Source organism: Salmonella sp. 5800, from assembly GCF_046558195.1.
GTDB classification, from domain to species: domain Bacteria; phylum Pseudomonadota; class Gammaproteobacteria; order Enterobacterales; family Enterobacteriaceae; genus Salmonella; species Salmonella enterica.
Genome location: NZ_JBGDOX010000002.1, coordinates 256707 through 274318 on the forward strand (window position 1 = coordinate 256707; position 17612 = coordinate 274318).

Consider the following 17612-nt stretch of genomic DNA (forward strand, 5'->3'; position numbering starts at 1 on the left):
CCGGCAGTCACAAAACAGTACCCGTCCGTAGGCCGGATAAGACGTTTCACGTCGCCATCCGGCAGTCACAAAACAGTACCCGTCCGTAGGCCGGATAAGACGTTTCACGTCGCCATCCGGCAGTCACAAAACAGTACTCGCCCGTAGGCCGGATAAGACGCTTCGCGTCGCTATCCGGCAATCAGATGAGCGTGATCAGGACACCAGCAACTGGTTCATACGGCGGATAAACTGGTTCGGATCTTCCAGCGTACCGCGTTCAGCGAACAGCGCCTGATCCAGCAGCAGCTCGACCCACTCTTTAAACTGCGCTTCATCCTCGGTATCGGCAGTGCGCTTGACCAGCACATGATCCGGGTTGAGCTCAAAGATGTATTTCACTTCCGGCACGGACTGACCGGCCGCGGCGAACAGTTTCGCCATCTGGGTGCTCATTTCATCCGCATCGGTGGTGACAATCGCCGGCGTGTCGGTTAAACGATGCGTCAGACGCACCTCTTTCACGCGATCGCCCAGCAGGGTTTTGACACGCTCCACGAATGGCTCAAGCGCCTTTTCCGCTTCTTTCGCGTTTTCGTCGACTTCATCCGCCAGTTTTTCGATGGACTCATCGGCTTTAGCGACCGACTGGAATGCTTTACCGTCAAACTCGGTCAGGTAGTTCATCATCCACTCGTCGATGCGATCGGAGAGCAGCAGCACTTCGATGCCTTTCTTACGCAGCAGCTCCAGGTGTGGGCTGTTTTTCGCCGCCGCATAGCTGTCTGCGGTGATGTAGTAGATTTTTTCCTGCCCTTCTTTCATCCGGGAGACGTAATCTTCCAGCGACACGGTCTGGGCGGAAGAGTCGGTATGGGTGGAGGCAAAGCGCAACAGTTTAGCGATCGCTTCCTGGTTGGCGTGATCTTCCGCCGGGCCTTCTTTCAGCACCAGACCGAACTGTTTCCAGAAGGTTTGATATTTTTCCGCGTCGTCTTTCGCCAGTTTTTCCAGCATTTGCAGAACGCGTTTGGTCAGGGCGCTGCGCAGATTACGCGTTACCGTGCTGTCCTGCAGGATTTCACGGGAGACGTTCAACGGCAGGTCATTAGAATCAATCAGGCCGCGCACGAAACGCAGATAGTTCGGCATGAACTGCTCGGCATCGTCCATAATGAACACGCGCTGTACGTACAGCTTCAGACCATGTTTGTGATCGCGGTTCCACAGATCCCACGGCGCCTGCGACGGGATATACAGCAGGCTGGTGTACTCCTGCTTACCTTCCACGCGGTTGTGGCTCCAGGTCAGCGGATCGGTGAAATCATGCGCGATGTGCTTGTAAAACTCGTTGTACTCGTCGTCTTTAATTTCCGACTTGTTGCGGGTCCACAACGCCTGGGCCTTGTTAATTTTCTCCCAGGAAATCACGGTTTCGCCGTCTTTTTCTTCCCGTTTTTCAATCTCTACCGGCAATGCGATGTGATCGGAATATTTGCTGATAATCGAGCGTACGCGCCAGTCATCGAGGAATTCATCTTCGCCTTCACGCAGGTGTAAGGTGATTTCCGTACCACGGTCATTTTTGGTGATATCGGCAACGGTGTATTCGCCTTCGCCTGCCGATTCCCAGAATACGCCATTTTCCGGCTTGTCGCCTGCCGCACGGGTACGTACGGTCACTTTATCGGCCACAATAAACGCGGAATAGAAGCCTACGCCAAACTGACCGATGAGCTGGCTATCTTTCGCCTGATCGGACCCCATTGATTCGAGGAAAGATTTGGTGCCGGACTTGGCAATGGTGCCTAAGTGGTCAATCACCTCATCACGATTCATCCCCACGCCGTTATCGGCAATGGTCAACGTACGCTTATCTTTATCGAAAGAGACGCGCACACGCAGCTCGCCATCTCCTTCATACAGGTCCGGGTTTGACAGAGCGCGGAAACGCAGCTTGTCCGCCGCATCTGAGGCGTTAGAGATGAGTTCACGCAGGAAGATTTCTTTATTGGAATAAAGAGAATGGATCATCAGGTGCAGAAGCTGTTTAACTTCTGACTGAAAACCACGCGTTTCTTGTCCTTTCATGTGGATAGACCTCAACAATGCCATTTTTAATGGTAAAAATACGTTGAGGGTGAGATGGGGACAAGCGGGTGTGATTTCAAGCGGAGGCCGCGAATGCCGCCTCCGTTTGTTCAGAAAATAATCTTATGGCGTCCCGCCAGCGAGTGGGACAGCGTCGTACCGTCGACCATCTCCAGTTCGCCGCCAACCGGCACGCCGTGGGCGATACGACTGGCTTCGACGCCGGCCTCCGCGCACAGCTCGGCAATATAGTTCGCGGTAGCCTCTCCTTCAACCGTCGGGTTGGTCGCGAGGATCAGCTCACTGATTTTTTCTGACGCCAGCCGCTGTTCCAGACGATCGAGACCGATATCATCCGGCCCGATGCCGTCCAGCGGCGACAGGTGGCCCATCAGCACGAAATACCGCCCGGAAAATTGCCCGGTCTGCTCAATGGCGTAGATATCCGCAGGACTCTCCACCACACAAATCTGGCCGTTTTCCTGACGCCGCGGGTTCGAGCAGATATTACAGACATCCTGCTCGGTAAAGGTGCGGCAGTCGGCGCAGTGGCCGATTTCCGACATCGCCCGGGTCAGCGCCTGCGCCAGGCGCATTCCGCCGCTGCGATCGCGCTGCAACAGGGTAAACGCCATCCGCTGCGCCGACTTAGGGCCAACGCCCGGAAGGCAGCGCAACGCTTCCATAAGCTGAGTTAACAGCGGACTGGTTTGCATCAGAATGGCATCTTAAAGCCTGGCGGCAGTTGCATACCGGAAGAGACGGAGGCCATCTTCTCTTTTTGCGTCTCTTCAATGCGGCGCGCCGCATCGTTAAAGGCCGCAGCGACCAGATCTTCCAGCATCTCTTTGTCATCTTCCAGCAGGCTTGGGTCAATTTCCACGCGGCGGCAGTTATGCGCGCCGTTGATGGTAACCTTCACCAGACCCGCGCCGGATTCGCCGGTCACTTCCAGCTGCGCAATCTCTTCCTGCATTTTCTGCATTTTTTCCTGCATCTGCTGGGCCTGCTTCATCAGATTGCCCAGACCGCCTTTTCCAAACATAAGCTCTCTCTCTTGATGGTTCACAATCGCAAGCCAGGCTTACGATCAAATGGGGCGGATACTCTCTTCATCCAGCTCGGCGTCGAAGAATCGACGCAGCGTCTGAATGTTATTATCCGCAATAATTGACTCACGCGCTTGCGCGAGTTTCTCTTCATAAATGGCCTGACGCCATTCCAGCGGCGTACGCACCGCGGGATTATCATCTTCAACGATGGTCAGTTCAACCGTCGTTCCCGTCAGATCGCTGAGCGCTTGCGCCAGCTTTTGCTGCGCGCCGCTGGAATTGAGGTGCCGCTGCGTCGAGCGCAGATGCAGACAAACCGCGTTGCCGTTCTGCTCCTTCCAGGCATTGAGCGCCACCTGCTCCACCAGCTTTGGCAAAGAAAGCTGGCTTACCTGCGCCGCCCACGGATCGCGCTCAATCGCTTCCGCCGCCAGTTTAGCCGCCAGCTCCGGCGTTTTTTCATGCTCCAGAGCTTTCTTAAGCGCTTTTGGCGTAGCCACCACTTCTTTGGTTTGTACTACCGGCGTGGTGGCCTTCCAGCGATAAGCCTCTTTCTTTACTGGCGCCGTTTCCAGCGCAGACGGCGCCGGGCGCGCCTGTACGCGCTCCGAAACCGAGGCCAGCCGCTCCAGCGCAGAGTTATTCACCGGCCGCGCGCGGGATGCGGCTGCCGGTTCACTCTTTTTTGTTTTGGTTACTCCCTGCGCGCGCTGTAGCTGATTGCGCGCCGCCAGCACCTGACTGGTAGACGCCGGCAGCGGCGCTGGCGATGTCTGCGGCGCGGGCGCCGACTGCTGCTGCACCTGTGGCGGCGTCATTACCGCCGTTGGGGCCACGGGCGCAAAAGACTGCCGCGGCGTTTCAGGCTCCGGCAAGGGCATACGCGGGTGAAACGCCAGCGCACGCAGTAACGTCATTTCAACGCCCATCCGCCGGTCCGGCGCCCAGGGCAATTCTTTGCGACCAATCAACAACGTCTGATAGTAGAGCTGAAGATCGCCGGGAGGCACCGTCCGGGCAAGTTCGCGCATCCGTTGCTCGATAGCCGCCATATCGCTGCCTAACGCGGCAGGCGAAAGTTGCACCATCGCAATACGGTGCAGCAGGCTAAGCATTTCGACCAGCAGCGCTTCCCATTCAATACCGCGCGCCGCCGCCTCGTTGATAAGCGACATGACGCGTTCGCCGTTAGCGTCAACCACTGCCTCGACTAATGACAAAGCCTGGTCGTCGTCCAGCGTACCGAGCATGGCGCTTACCGCCTGCGTCGAAACCTGCCCGTCGCCGCTGGCGATCGCCTGGTCAGTCAGACTTAATGCATCGCGCAGGCTGCCGTCAGCCGCACGTGATAACAACTGCAACGCGCGGGGTTCGTGAGCGATATGTTCCTCATTGAGAATATGCTCAAGCTGATGGCGAATCTGTTCAACATCCAGCGCTTTGAGATGAAACTGTAGGCAGCGCGACAAAATGGTCACCGGCAGCTTCTGCGGATCGGTGGTCGCCAGTAAAAATTTCACATGCGCTGGCGGCTCTTCAAGCGTTTTAAGTAGCGCATTAAAGCTGTGGCGCGACAGCATGTGGACTTCATCGATCAGATAGACTTTAAAGCGACCGCGCGCAGGCGCGTACTGGACGTTATCCAGCAGGTCGCGGGTGTCTTCGACTTTGGTACGCGATGCGGCGTCAATCTCAATGAGATCGACAAAACGCCCCTGCTCAATTTCCCGACAATTATCGCAAACGCCGCACGGCGTCGCGGTAATGCCGGTTTCGCAGTTCAGCCCCTTCGCCAGCAGTCGGGCGATAGAGGTTTTACCGACGCCGCGCGTGCCGGAAAAAAGATATGCGTGATGAATGCGCCCTAACGACAAGCCGTTCGCCAGTGCGGTCAGCACATGTTCCTGGCCGACGACGTCAGCAAAGGTTTGTGGGCGCCATTTTCTGGCTAAGACCTGATAACTCATTGGCAGGCTCTGAAACGCTGGAAGGTGGATTCATAGAAGGGTAATGCTAACACAACCTCGCCGATACAGCGAGGTTGTCTCTCTGGCTAAAATAGCAGTGCGAATAGCCTGAATCAATGCCCTGGAAACGGCACCAGGCTATAACAGGTAATCCCCTGCTTTTCCAGACGCTGCTCGCCGCCCAGATCGAACAAATTAATGATGAACGCCGCATCGGTGACTTTCCCGCCCAGACGACGGATCAGCTTCACGGTCGCCTCAATGGTGCCGCCAGTCGCCAGCAGATCGTCCACGACCAGCACGTTGTCGCCAGGTTTAATCGCGTCGACATGGATTTCCAGCTGATCGGTGCCGTACTCTAATTCATAGGTCTCGGCAATAGTTTCACGCGGTAATTTGCGCGGTTTACGTACCGGAACAAAACCAACGCCCAGCCCAAGCGCAACCGGCGCGCCAAACAGGAAGCCACGCGCTTCGGTGCCGACCACTTTGGTGATACCCGCATTTTTATAACGCTCAACCAACAGTTCAATACTGAGCGCGTAGGCTTTCGGGTCTTCCAGTAAGCTGGTGACATCACGGAAAAGAATGCCCGGTTTCGGGTAATCCTGAATGCTTTTGATGCTGTTTTTGAGAAACTCAAGCTGCTGTGCAGTCGCGGTCATGGATATATGCCTGCTAAGTACGGTGTTACTCACGGCGCAATACTTTTCAGTCAGGGGTAACGCTCGGTTACTCTTTGACCGCCTGCGCCTGTGCTCGAAAACGGTCGAATTTACTGGCTGTGAACGACAATTGCAACAGCGATTCGTGTGCTTCAGCGCTTTTGTTGCTTTTCATCAATCACCGGTATCCGCCACATAAAAATCAGCAGGCAGGCCAAAATAACCAATAGCAGCACCCGCACCCACATCATATTCACCAGCCACAGCGATATACCAAAGGTCAGCAATATCAACGCGATCGCTCGCGGTTTCGCTCCCGGCGGCATGGCCCGATAGCGCTGCCAGTGGCGCAGATAACCGCCAAACCATGAGCGGTATAACAACCAGGCATGGAAACGCGGCGACGAGCGGGCGAAACACCAGGCCGCCAGTAAAATGAACGGCGTTGTCGGCAACAGGGGCAAAACCACGCCCAATGTCCCTAATACTACCGCCAGCCAGCCAATGATGATTAAAATAGTACGTTGCATAATGCGAATCGTTATCAAACAGAAGGCTACTGTAGCACAGCCTGTCTTATTTTCATCGGGGTGTTGAATTGAAAACCGCTATGCTGTTACAGACGCTGGAAGAGAGGCTGGCGACGCTACGCCAACGCTGCGCGCCGCTGGCGCAACATGCGACGTTAAGTGCGCGCTTTGACCGACACCTTTTCCGTACCCGCAGTACTCTGTTGCAGGGATATCTGGAAGAGGCTGACGCCAATCTCGCCGCGTTACGTCAGGCGGTAAAACATGAGCAACTGCCGCAAGTCGCCTGGCTGGCGGAACATCTGGCTTCGCAACTGGAGGCGATATCGCGTGAAACCGCCGCCTGGTCGCTGCGCCAGTGGGACACCGCCGCGCCAGGGCTTGGCCGTTGGCAGCGCAGACGAATACAGCATCAGGAGTTTGAACGTCGACTACTGGCGATGACACAGGAGCGCAAAATTCGTCTGGCGCAGGCGACCGGCCTTGTCGAACAACAAACGCTGCAAAAGGAAGTCGAGATCTATGAAGGACGGCTGGCGCGCTGCCGACATGCGCTGGAGAAAATAGAAAACGTACTGGCGCGTTTAACCCGTTAATCCTGGAGAAAGTATGTCGCTTGAAAATGCCCCTGATGAAGTCAAACTGGCCGTGGATTTAATTGTGCTGCTTGAAGAGAATCGCTTACCGGCACGAACGGTGCTACGCGCGCTGGAAATAGTTATGCGAGATTATGAAAACAAGTTAAAAAGTACGGAAGACGACTCGCAAACAGAGTAATTGCCCTCTGGTTTGTCCTCGTTGTCGCTGACAGAGTGGTCGCTACAGTCAGGCAACAAGGGACGGGTCATGGAACGTCTACCCACCACGCCGCACGATGCGGTATTTCGACAGATGCTGATGCAAAAAGAGGTCGCCCGCGACTTTCTGGCTATCCACTTGCCAGAAGACTTTCTTGCAATCTGCGATCTGGATTCACTGAAGCTGGAGTCAGGGAGTTTTGTTGAAGACAATTTACGCAGCCGCTATTCAGATATCCTCTACTCTTTACATACCCAACACGGCCCCGGGTATGTTTACGCGCTCATTGAACATCAGAGCAAATCAGACCGGCTGATGGCTTTTCGCCTGATGCGTTACGCCATTGCCGCCATGCAGCGTCATCTGGATGCCGGTCATGATACCTTGCCGCTGGTGGTGCCAATCCTTTTTTATCACGGTCCGGAAAGCCCGTGGCCATATAGCCTTAACTGGCATAATATGTTTGTGAAACCGGATATGGCGAAGGCCTTATACAGCCGCGATTTTGCGCTGGTCGACCTGACGATAATGCCGGATAATCAGCTTTTGCAGCATCGGCGGATAGCGATGTTAGAGCTCCTGCAAAAACATATTCGTCAACGCGATTTAAGCGAACTGCTCGACCCCCTTATCACGCTTTTAACGCAGGATCATTTGACGGACACGCAGCTCAGTGTACTAATCAACTATATGTTGAAAGCAGGAAACGCCGCAGAACCCGGGGCGCTAATTCGTCAACTGGCGCAGGGCGCGCCGCAGTATAAGGAACAACTGATGACAATAGCGGAATGGCTGGAAGAAAAAGGCCGAACGGAAGGGTTGCAAAAAGGCCTTGAGCAAGGGTTAGCACAAGGCCGTGAGGCCGAAGCGCGCGCTATTGCCCGCAAAATGCTTGCCAACGGGCTGGAACCTGGGCTCATCGCCAGCGTCACCGGCATTACGCCGGAAGAGCTTTCTACGCTTTCGCATTAGCGGCGCCGCGCGCACTCATAAAGCGCGCGGCCCACCGCCTTTTAGCTTGCCGCCGGCGCCAGATCGCCGCCGTTGAGATCGCGCTTCACTTCAGTGACTTCGTCACCCTTCGCGTTATGCAGATGCACCTCAAGCTGGTTAAAGGCGATATTGATATCATTTTCACGGCACAGTCGATCAATCGCGCGGTTCAGTTCATCCACCGTATGGCTACGATCACGCAATTCACGCACGTACAGACGCAGTTCATGATCCAGAGTGCTGGCGCCAAAGGTGGTGAAGAATACGGCAGGTTCCGGATCGTGCATCACCTTCGGATGCTCCATCGCCGCCTGTAGCAGGACTCTTTTCACTTTTTCCAGATCCGAGCCATAGGCCACGCCAAGCCGGATCACCAGACGAGTCGTGGTATCGGAGAGGGACCAGTTAATCAGCCGCTCCGTTACGAACGCTTTGTTCGGAATGATCACTTCTTTACGATCAAAATCGGTAATAGTGGTAGCGCGAATACGAATCTTACTGACCGTGCCGGAGTAGGTGCCGATCGTTACCGTATCGCCAATGCGTACCGGACGTTCGAAGAGGATGATTAAACCCGAGACAAAGTTACCGAAGATCTCCTGTAGTCCAAAACCGAGACCTACCGACAACGCCGCCGCCAGCCACTGGAGTTTATCCCACGAGACGCCGAGCGATCCGAATACTGTCATCGCGCCAACAGCGATAATGACGTAGTTAAGGATCGTGGTGATCGCATACGAAGCCCCCTGGCGCATATTCAGACGTGAAAGCACCAGCACTTCCAACAGGCCGGGTAAGTTGCGGATAAGCGCCCAGGCCACCATCGCGGCAATAATGGCGAATAGCAAGCTGCCCATCGTCACGCTTTTCACCACCGCAGCGCCAGCTTCGGAGCCGTTGTAGTGCCACAGAGTGATGCTATCAAGATAGCTGAATACGGTGATCAAATCGGACCAAATCGCCCAGAACATAACGCCGAACAGGGCAAGCATTAGCAGCATCGTGATACGTAATGTTTGCTGGTTAATCTGCTCCAGCGCGATGGTGGGTTCTTCCTGTGGCTCCGCGCCTTCCGCTCCCTCTTTTACCAGGTTCTGACGACGAGCCAGCGCGCGTCGCCAGGCAATCCGGCGTGCCGCTACGCTTAACCCGCGCAGCACCGTTTGATAAAGCAGGTTCCAGATAATGACCAGATAGACGGTTTCAATCCAGCGTCCCGCCAGGCGCAGGGTGGTATAGAAATAGCCGGTCGCCGTTAATACCATTAACGCCACCGGAATGATGGAAAGAATCGTCACGGTCACCAGTCGAATGCCGTGAGATTCTTTATCGCGCCAGCTTTCCCGGCACAGTGGCCACACCAGCAATGTTATGACCAGCAGATTGAGGAAAATAACCGCCTGCCCCAGCACGTCATCCATCAGATTCAGCGGCGACAACTCCGCCACCACAGACCAAAAGTGCAGCGGCAGCAATGCGAGGCTAATGCGTACAATCTGGCGACGCCAGTGGCTGGTCAACTGCGCTGGCATACCAAAATGGCGTATCGCCACGCCCTCTTTTTCCAGCACCTTCCAGCACAGTCCAAAGACCAGCCAGAACATCGCGAGCTTTTTACTAAAGGCCCAGAGCAGATCGCTGATATTTAGCTGCATGGTCAGCAGGATCAGTCCAAGCGCGAGGATAATCAGGCACACCGGCAGCGCGCGGATCAGATCGATCAGAATAGCTTTTGGCGTATTGAGCTGACTATCGTTACGCAACGATCCCACGGCGGCGGCCAGCTTCTGTTGATACGCTTTTAACCATTTCAGACGCCAGCGGATTAAACCGGCGATGAGCAAGAGCGGCAACCCGGCCAAAAAAGCAATAAATACCGCGGGCCAGGCTTTTTGCCAGTTCACCGTGATTTTCATGGCGCTGAATTGCTCTTTTAACGTTTGGGGGAACGCTTTAAGCCAGTCCCAGTCCATAGGGCGGTTACTGTTCACCCAAAAAATCTGCTGCGTCAGAATGGCTTTCAGATTTTTCGAAACGCTCATCAACTGCTGCTGGTTAACTTGCAGGTTAATCGCCATCATCAGCTGGTTACCCAACTGTTTATTTAGCTGATCCAATAGCTCACGGCGCATCTCCACCACCTGAAGCAACGCATCATGAACTTCATCATTTACCTCGCTGGTATGCCCCTCCTCCAGCTTGTCGACAAAGGCATCGCTTTGGAATAAGGCATCACGCTGCTGGTTGATTTCAAACTGCTCCAGACGCAAATCCGCAATACGGTTGGTCATATCTTCGAGTTCGTCGGCGGAGGGCAGGGTTTGCTGCTGTTGATAAAGAATACGCGACAGCAACAGGCTGCCTTTTAAGACGGCAATCTGTTCTTTGATATTTCTTTCCGACTGCAGCGCGCGATCGAGCCAGTTTTTCACTTTAATGTTTTGCTGCATCAACATATTGCCGTTTTCGGTCGCGACAATCAGACGCTGGCTGAGTTGATGGTTAATATCCAGTTCCTGTTTTACCAGCGGGTTCGCCTGGATACGCGCCGTTTCGTCCGGCGAAATGGCCTCCTGGGCCGTTTTTTCCGTTAGCGTAAGTCGTTTACTGTTGACCGCCTCCTGTAAAAGTTGAAGCTGATGTTCAAGGCGATTACTGTTGGCCGTCACGTAATCGCGCTGTTTTTGCAGGGTGTCCTGCAAAACGGTATTCCCTTCAAGACTCTTACGTTGCTGGTCGATCTGCGCATTAAGCAGCGCCTGCTGTGCCTGTAATAACACCTGTTGGCTGGGGCGAAGCGCGGCTTCCCCGACGTTATTGCCGTCCAGACGGTTACGGATTTGCTGTATTTGCTGCGAGGCGGTATACATGGCGTTTTGCACGCGCTCAGGCTGGGTCTGTAGCGAAACAAGCTGGCTGTTATAAGCGGCAAGATCGTTTTGCGAATTTTGCAAATCATCCAGTACCTGCGCCACGCGCAGCTCAAGCTGACGTAGCGAAAGCGCACTCAGCGTTTTTCGCATTTCATCATCATTATCGACATCGCTCAGCGCATTCAACGCAGCCGTCGCCTGACGCATTTTTTCAGGCGCCTGCGCCACCTTCTGCCGTAGCTGTACGGTCTCCTCTTTCACCCGCTCGATTTTATCCAGCGTAGCTAACGTATCAATAAGGTCTTGCTGGACGAGCTTATCCTGGGCGGAGAGATCTTTTTGCTTATTCAGCGTATCCAGCTGGTTTTGCACATCCGCTTTTGACGGCAGGTCGCCATTCGTTTGCCCCCGGGCAAATGCCAGAGACTGACAGGACAGCAGGATAATAAGGACGCTAATTGTAATAAAAACAAAATGCTGTGAACGTTTATAAAGCTGCAACATAGTCATGAGAATGAAGTGTCTGAACCGGCAAGCAGACCGGAAATAATTGAGTCGCAAGAATATCACGCCTGTAACAAACAGAATAGCGACACAGAAAATGTCCAGGAGTTTTCCTGGAATATTATCAGCGGGAGCCGGTGACCGTCGACGCGCGCAGCGTCGGACACAATTGATACATCTCCAGCAGGATCGTGACGTAGGCGCGAGCTTCTTTTTTTAAATCAAACGATTGCGGAGCAAATAACCAGTTTTCCATGAGCCCTGAAATAAAGCTGCGCATCAGTATCGCCGCACGACGGGTCAGCAGATTTTCAGGCAGCATTTTAGCATTAATACAATGTTTTAACGTTTGTTCAATCCGATCGTAACTTTCCAGACAAAGGCTACGTTGCGCCTGTTGAACCACAACCATTTCTCCGACAAACTCACATTTATGGAATATAATCTCCATCAATAAGCGGCGTCGTTCTTCTGTTACAGTAGCTTCAAGAATATGAACTAAAATTTCTCTTAATACAGATAGTGGATCGTCGGGGAATTTTGCCTGATACTCAATCTCAAGCTCACCAATATTGGATTCTGATAGCTCCCAGATCTCACTGAATAAATCCGACTTATTTTTGAAATGCCAATAGATTGCGCCGCGCGTCACGCCAGCAGCGTTCGCAATCTCCGCCAGCGAGGTTGCCGATACGCCTTGCTGCGAGAACAAACGCAGGGCCACATCCAGGATGTGTTGTCGTGTCTCCAGCGCTTGTTGTTTGGTTTTTCGTGCCATATGTCGGTGAATTTACAGGCGTTAGATTTACATACATTTATGGATGTATGTACCATAGCACGACGATAATATAAACGCAGCAATGGGTTTAAGGACCTTTGACCATTGACCAATTTGAAATCGGACACTCGAGGTTTACATATGAACAAAAACAGAGGGTTAACGCCTCTGGCGGTCGTTCTGATGCTCTCAGGCAGCTTAGCGCTAACAGGATGTGACGACAAACAGGACCAGCAAGGCGGCCAGCAGATGCCAGAAGTTGGGGTTGTCACACTAAAAACGGAACCACTGCAAATCACAACTGAACTTCCGGGTCGTACCGTTGCTTACCGTATCGCCGAAGTTCGCCCGCAGGTAAGCGGCATTATCCTGAAGCGTAATTTCGTTGAGGGAAGTGATATCGAAGCGGGAGTCTCTCTCTATCAGATTGATCCTGCGACCTACCAGGCGACTTACGACAGCGCTAAGGGCGATCTGGCAAAAGCGCAGGCCGCCGCGAATATCGCTGAACTGACGGTGAAGCGTTATCAAAAGCTGCTGGGTACGCAGTACATCAGTAAGCAGGAATACGATCAGGCGCTGGCTGACGCGCAACAAGCGACTGCCGCCGTTGTCGCAGCAAAAGCCGCCGTTGAAACCGCACGTATCAACCTGGCGTATACCAAAGTCACCTCACCGATTAGCGGTCGTATTGGTAAGTCATCCGTAACGGAAGGCGCGCTGGTACAGAACGGTCAGGCGTCGGCGCTGGCGACAGTGCAGCAGCTGGACCCTATTTATGTCGATGTGACCCAGTCCAGCAATGACTTCCTGCGCCTGAAGCAGGAGCTGGCAAATGGTTCGCTGAAGCAGGAAAACGGCAAAGCGAAGGTCGATCTGGTGACCAGCGACGGTATCAAATTCCCGCAGTCCGGTACGCTTGAGTTCTCCGACGTGACCGTTGACCAAACCACCGGATCTATTACTTTGCGCGCCATCTTCCCTAACCCGGATCACACCTTATTGCCAGGAATGTTCGTTCGCGCACGTCTGCAGGAAGGGACAAAACCGACGGCATTACTGGTTCCACAACAGGGCGTTACCCGTACTCCACGCGGCGATGCCACGGTGCTGGTGGTTGGCGCTGATAACAAAGTGGAAACCCGCCAAATCGTCGCAAGCCAGGCGATCGGCGATAAGTGGCTGGTGACTGACGGGTTGAAAGCGGGCGACCGCGTAGTTGTCAGCGGGCTGCAAAAAGTACGTCCTGGCGCACAGGTTAAAGTGCAGGAAATTACCGCGGATAACAAACAGCAAGCCGCAAGCGGTGATCAACCTGCTCAGCCCAGGTCTTAACTTAAACAGGAGCCGTTAAGACATGCCTAATTTCTTTATCGATCGCCCTATATTTGCGTGGGTGATCGCCATCATCATCATGTTGGCAGGGGGGCTCGCGATCCTCAAATTGCCGGTAGCGCAATATCCGACGATTGCGCCACCAGCAGTGACGATCTCCGCAACCTACCCTGGCGCTGATGCGAAAACGGTACAGGATACCGTCACGCAGGTTATCGAACAGAATATGAACGGTATCGATAACCTGATGTATATGTCCTCCAACAGTGACTCCACGGGGACCGTGCAGATCACGCTGACCTTTGAATCCGGTACCGATGCGGACATCGCGCAGGTTCAGGTTCAGAACAAGTTGCAACTGGCAATGCCGTTACTTCCCCAGGAAGTACAGCAACAGGGCGTGAGCGTTGAGAAGTCCTCAAGTAGCTTCCTGATGGTAGTGGGCGTCATTAACACCGACGGCACCATGACCCAGGAGGATATTTCGGATTACGTTGCCGCCAATATGAAAGATCCGATCAGCCGTACCTCTGGGGTGGGCGACGTCCAGCTGTTTGGTTCGCAATATGCGATGCGTATCTGGATGAATCCGACAGAGCTGACCAAATACCAACTGACGCCGGTCGACGTGATTAACGCGATCAAAGCGCAGAACGCCCAGGTCGCAGCAGGTCAGCTCGGTGGTACGCCGCCGGTAAAAGGCCAGCAGCTTAACGCATCGATTATTGCCCAAACGCGTCTGACCTCAACGGATGAGTTTGGCAAAATCCTGCTGAAGGTGAATCAGGATGGCTCTCAGGTTCGTCTGCGGGATGTAGCGAAAATTGAGCTTGGCGGCGAAAACTACGACGTCATCGCGAAATTTAACGGTCAGCCAGCGTCAGGTCTTGGCATCAAACTGGCTACCGGCGCCAACGCGCTGGATACCGCTACCGCTATTCGCGCCGAACTGAAAAAAATGGAACCGTTCTTCCCGCCAGGGATGAAAATCGTCTACCCGTATGACACCACGCCGTTCGTGAAGATCTCTATTCATGAAGTGGTAAAAACGCTGGTCGAAGCGATTATCCTCGTGTTCCTGGTGATGTACCTGTTCCTGCAGAACTTCCGCGCGACGTTGATTCCGACTATTGCGGTTCCGGTGGTGTTGTTGGGAACCTTTGCCGTGCTTGCGGCATTCGGTTTCTCGATAAACACGCTGACGATGTTCGGGATGGTGCTCGCCATCGGCTTGCTGGTGGATGACGCCATCGTGGTGGTCGAGAACGTCGAACGTGTTATGACGGAAGAAGGCCTTCCGCCGAAGGAAGCGACGCGCAAATCCATGGGCCAGATTCAGGGCGCATTGGTGGGTATCGCGATGGTACTGTCGGCGGTATTTATTCCGATGGCCTTCTTTGGCGGCTCAACCGGGGCAATTTATCGTCAGTTCTCTATCACCATCGTATCGGCGATGGCGCTGTCGGTGCTGGTCGCGCTGATCCTGACGCCCGCGCTGTGCGCGACGATGCTCAAACCCGTCGCCAAAGGCGATCATGGCGAAGGGAAAAAAGGCTTTTTCGGCTGGTTTAACCGCCTGTTTGATAAGAGCACGCATCACTACACCGATAGCGTAGGGAATATTCTGCGCAGCACCGGGCGTTACCTGCTGCTCTATCTCATTATCGTCGTCGGTATGGCTTATCTGTTCGTTCGTCTGCCAAGCTCTTTCTTGCCGGATGAAGACCAGGGCGTATTCCTGACAATGGTCCAGCTCCCCGCCGGCGCGACGCAAGAGCGCACGCAAAAAGTGCTGGATGAGGTCACGGATTACTATCTGAACAAAGAGAAAGCCAACGTTGAATCGGTATTCGCCGTCAACGGCTTCGGTTTTGCAGGGCGCGGTCAGAATACCGGTATTGCATTCGTGTCGTTGAAAGACTGGGCCGATCGTCCAGGCGAAAAAAATAAGGTTGAAGCGATTACCCAGCGGGCAACCGCAGCGTTTTCACAAATTAAAGATGCGATGGTCTTCGCCTTTAACCTACCGGCGATTGTTGAACTGGGCACCGCAACCGGGTTTGACTTCGAGTTGATTGACCAGGCGGGACTTGGTCATGAAAAACTGACCCAGGCGCGTAATCAGTTGTTCGGCGAGGTGGCGAAATATCCTGATCTGCTGGTAGGCGTTCGACCTAACGGCCTGGAAGATACGCCGCAGTTTAAAATCGATATCGACCAGGAAAAAGCTCAGGCGCTGGGCGTGTCTATTAGCGACATCAATACCACGCTGGGCGCAGCATGGGGCGGCAGCTATGTAAACGACTTTATCGATCGCGGTCGTGTGAAGAAAGTTTACGTAATGTCCGAAGCGAAATACCGCATGTTGCCGGATGATATTAACGACTGGTACGTTCGTGGTAGCGATGGTCAGATGGTGCCGTTCTCCGCATTCTCCTCTTCCCGCTGGGAATATGGTTCGCCGCGTCTGGAACGCTATAACGGTCTGCCTTCGATGGAAATTCTGGGTCAGGCGGCGCCAGGCAAGAGTACTGGTGAAGCGATGGCGATGATGGAAGAACTGGCCAGCAAGCTGCCGTCAGGCATTGGGTATGACTGGACCGGGATGTCCTACCAGGAACGGTTGTCCGGCAACCAGGCCCCTGCCCTGTATGCTATCTCGCTGATCGTCGTCTTCCTGTGTCTGGCGGCATTGTATGAGAGCTGGTCTATCCCGTTCTCCGTAATGCTGGTTGTTCCGCTTGGGGTTATCGGCGCGCTGCTGGCTGCGACCTTCCGCGGACTGACTAACGACGTTTACTTTCAGGTGGGCCTGCTCACAACCATTGGGTTGTCGGCGAAGAACGCGATACTTATCGTCGAATTCGCCAAAGACTTAATGGATAAAGAAGGGAAAGGTCTGGTAGAAGCGACGCTGGAGGCCGTCCGGATGCGTTTGCGCCCGATTCTGATGACCTCGTTAGCGTTCATGCTGGGGGTTATGCCGCTGGTTATCAGTTCCGGCGCGGGTTCCGGCGCGCAGAATGCGGTAGGTACTGGCGTACTGGGCGGGATGGTAACGGCAACCGTACTGGCTATTTTCTTCGTACCGGTCTTCTTTGTGGTGGTACGCCGCCGCTTTAGCCGTAAAAGCGAAGATATTGAGCATAGTCATTCGACAGAACATCGCTGATTTGCTCACTGTTGATAAGGCCGCGCAAGCGGCCTTTTTTACGCAAAAATCATAAAATACGCTTATTGTTAGATTGATTATTTTTTGCCATATTAATAAAAGGTATAATCCTTACTGCGTTAAAGGCTTTTCTTAGGAAAGTTGGCCATTTCTTAATTCAGCCATTAATTAAGAAATATTAAGAATATTCCTGGCTATTTTCTCCTGTCAGAGTCTATTGTTTTAGCCTGAAAAGCTAAAAAACGTTAACCCAATGATTACACAAACAATAAAACTGGTTCCTTTTTAGGCGACCGACGATCACTGTTAAAATTCGAAAAAGTATGGCAACACGCGGCTTTCACGCAATTGTAATTTTTCGTAATATGACGATGAAAAGTTTTTTAGAGTAGATTATAGTTAAATCATAAGGTGATGTGGGAAGTACCAGGTTAGTTAGTTGTATCCATCCCGAAGGTGTTCGGTTAGTTTAAGCCACTAAAAAGGGGATGCATTATGGACGAATACTCACCCAAAAGACATGATATAGCACAGCTTAAATTTCTTTGCGAAACCCTGTATCATGACTGTCTTGCAAACCTTGAAGAAAGCAACCATGGCTGGGTTAATGACCCGACCTCAGCAGTCAACCTGCAGCTCAATGAGCTGATAGAACATATTGCAACTTTCGCGCTTAATTATAAAATTAAGTACAATGAAGACAATAAATTGATTGCGCAGATAGATGAATACCTGGACGACACCTTTATGTTGTTCAGCAGCTATGGTATTAATACGCAGGATTTGCAAAAATGGCGTAAATCGGGCAACCGCCTGTTCCGTTGTTTCGTCAACGCCACCAGGGCTAATCCTGTTAGTTTGTCTTGTTAAAAATT

The 17612-nt window shown here is 53.2% G+C and carries 14 protein-coding genes and 1 other annotated feature; of the genes, 6 read left to right on the forward strand and 8 right to left on the reverse strand.

The window, feature by feature from the left end:
- Positions 1–195: 195 nt before the first annotated feature.
- From htpG to ACLJZ5_RS06260, 6 genes are all read right to left on the reverse strand, one after another.
- Positions 196–2070 (reverse strand): molecular chaperone HtpG, encoded by a 1875-nt coding sequence (gene htpG, locus ACLJZ5_RS06235; RefSeq protein ID WP_001523272.1) that lies wholly within the window; start codon positions 2068–2070, stop codon positions 196–198.
- Between the two features lie 110 nt (positions 2071–2180).
- Positions 2181–2786, reverse strand: coding sequence for a recombination mediator RecR (recR, locus tag ACLJZ5_RS06240; RefSeq protein WP_001195023.1), 606 nt, complete (start codon positions 2784–2786; stop codon positions 2181–2183).
- Complete coding sequence (locus ACLJZ5_RS06245; RefSeq protein ID WP_000467098.1) at positions 2786–3115, reverse strand: YbaB/EbfC family nucleoid-associated protein; 330 nt, start codon at positions 3113–3115, stop codon at positions 2786–2788. The genes recR and ACLJZ5_RS06245 overlap by 1 nt, the downstream gene beginning before the upstream one ends.
- Positions 3116–3160: 45 nt before the next feature.
- A complete protein-coding gene (gene dnaX / locus ACLJZ5_RS06250) occupies positions 3161–5089 on the reverse strand; it encodes a DNA polymerase III subunit gamma/tau (protein ID WP_023214890.1) in 1929 nt (642 codons plus the stop codon).
- Positions 3764–3828, reverse strand: a sequence feature (DnaX frameshifting element). (Overlaps the previous gene by 65 nt.)
- Before the next feature lie 113 nt (positions 5090–5202).
- On the reverse strand, positions 5203–5754 hold the full coding sequence (apt, locus tag ACLJZ5_RS06255; protein ID WP_000127350.1) for an adenine phosphoribosyltransferase: 552 nt from the start codon (positions 5752–5754) through the stop codon (positions 5203–5205).
- A gap of 152 nt (positions 5755–5906) precedes the next feature.
- Positions 5907–6284, reverse strand: coding sequence for a DUF454 family protein (locus ACLJZ5_RS06260; RefSeq protein WP_001189860.1), 378 nt, complete (start codon positions 6282–6284; stop codon positions 5907–5909).
- Between the two features lie 68 nt (positions 6285–6352).
- On the opposite strand from ACLJZ5_RS06260, the gene priC reads away from it, so the two are divergent.
- The 3 genes from priC to ACLJZ5_RS06275 all read left to right on the forward strand — a co-directional run bounded on the left by priC (position 6353) and on the right by ACLJZ5_RS06275 (position 8054).
- A complete protein-coding gene (gene priC, locus ACLJZ5_RS06265; RefSeq protein WP_001519637.1) occupies positions 6353–6880 on the forward strand; it encodes a primosomal replication protein N'' in 528 nt (175 codons plus the stop codon).
- Positions 6881–6893: 13 nt separating this feature from the next.
- Entirely contained in the window at positions 6894–7061 is a 168-nt protein-coding gene (gene rsmS, locus ACLJZ5_RS06270) for a pleiotropic regulatory protein RsmS (RefSeq protein WP_000051161.1), read from the forward strand.
- A 69-nt stretch (positions 7062–7130) separates the two neighbouring features.
- Positions 7131–8054 carry an Rpn family recombination-promoting nuclease/putative transposase gene (locus tag ACLJZ5_RS06275; protein ID WP_000440518.1) on the forward strand — a complete coding sequence of 308 codons (924 nt, stop codon included), beginning with the start codon at positions 7131–7133 and terminating at the stop codon, positions 8052–8054.
- A 41-nt stretch (positions 8055–8095) separates the two neighbouring features.
- On the opposite strand, the gene mscK is transcribed toward ACLJZ5_RS06275, so the two are convergent.
- A complete protein-coding gene (gene mscK / locus ACLJZ5_RS06280) occupies positions 8096–11458 on the reverse strand; it encodes a mechanosensitive channel MscK (RefSeq protein WP_023216294.1) in 3363 nt (1120 codons plus the stop codon).
- A 118-nt stretch (positions 11459–11576) separates the two neighbouring features.
- Positions 11577–12230, reverse strand: coding sequence for a multidrug efflux transporter transcriptional repressor AcrR (gene acrR / locus ACLJZ5_RS06285; RefSeq protein WP_023219728.1), 654 nt, complete (start codon positions 12228–12230; stop codon positions 11577–11579).
- A gap of 141 nt (positions 12231–12371) precedes the next feature.
- Here acrR and acrA point away from each other — a divergent pair, with 141 nt between their 5' ends.
- The 3 genes from acrA to tomB all read left to right on the forward strand — a co-directional run bounded on the left by acrA (position 12372) and on the right by tomB (position 17607).
- A complete protein-coding gene (acrA, locus tag ACLJZ5_RS06290) occupies positions 12372–13565 on the forward strand; it encodes a multidrug efflux RND transporter periplasmic adaptor subunit AcrA (RefSeq protein ID WP_001039202.1) in 1194 nt (397 codons plus the stop codon).
- A 22-nt stretch (positions 13566–13587) separates the two neighbouring features.
- Positions 13588–16737, forward strand: coding sequence for an efflux RND transporter permease AcrB (gene acrB / locus ACLJZ5_RS06295; protein ID WP_001132508.1), 3150 nt, complete (start codon positions 13588–13590; stop codon positions 16735–16737).
- A gap of 495 nt (positions 16738–17232) precedes the next feature.
- Positions 17233–17607, forward strand: coding sequence for an Hha toxicity modulator TomB (gene tomB, locus ACLJZ5_RS06300; RefSeq protein WP_000344807.1), 375 nt, complete (start codon positions 17233–17235; stop codon positions 17605–17607).
- Positions 17608–17612: the final 5 nt, after the last annotated feature.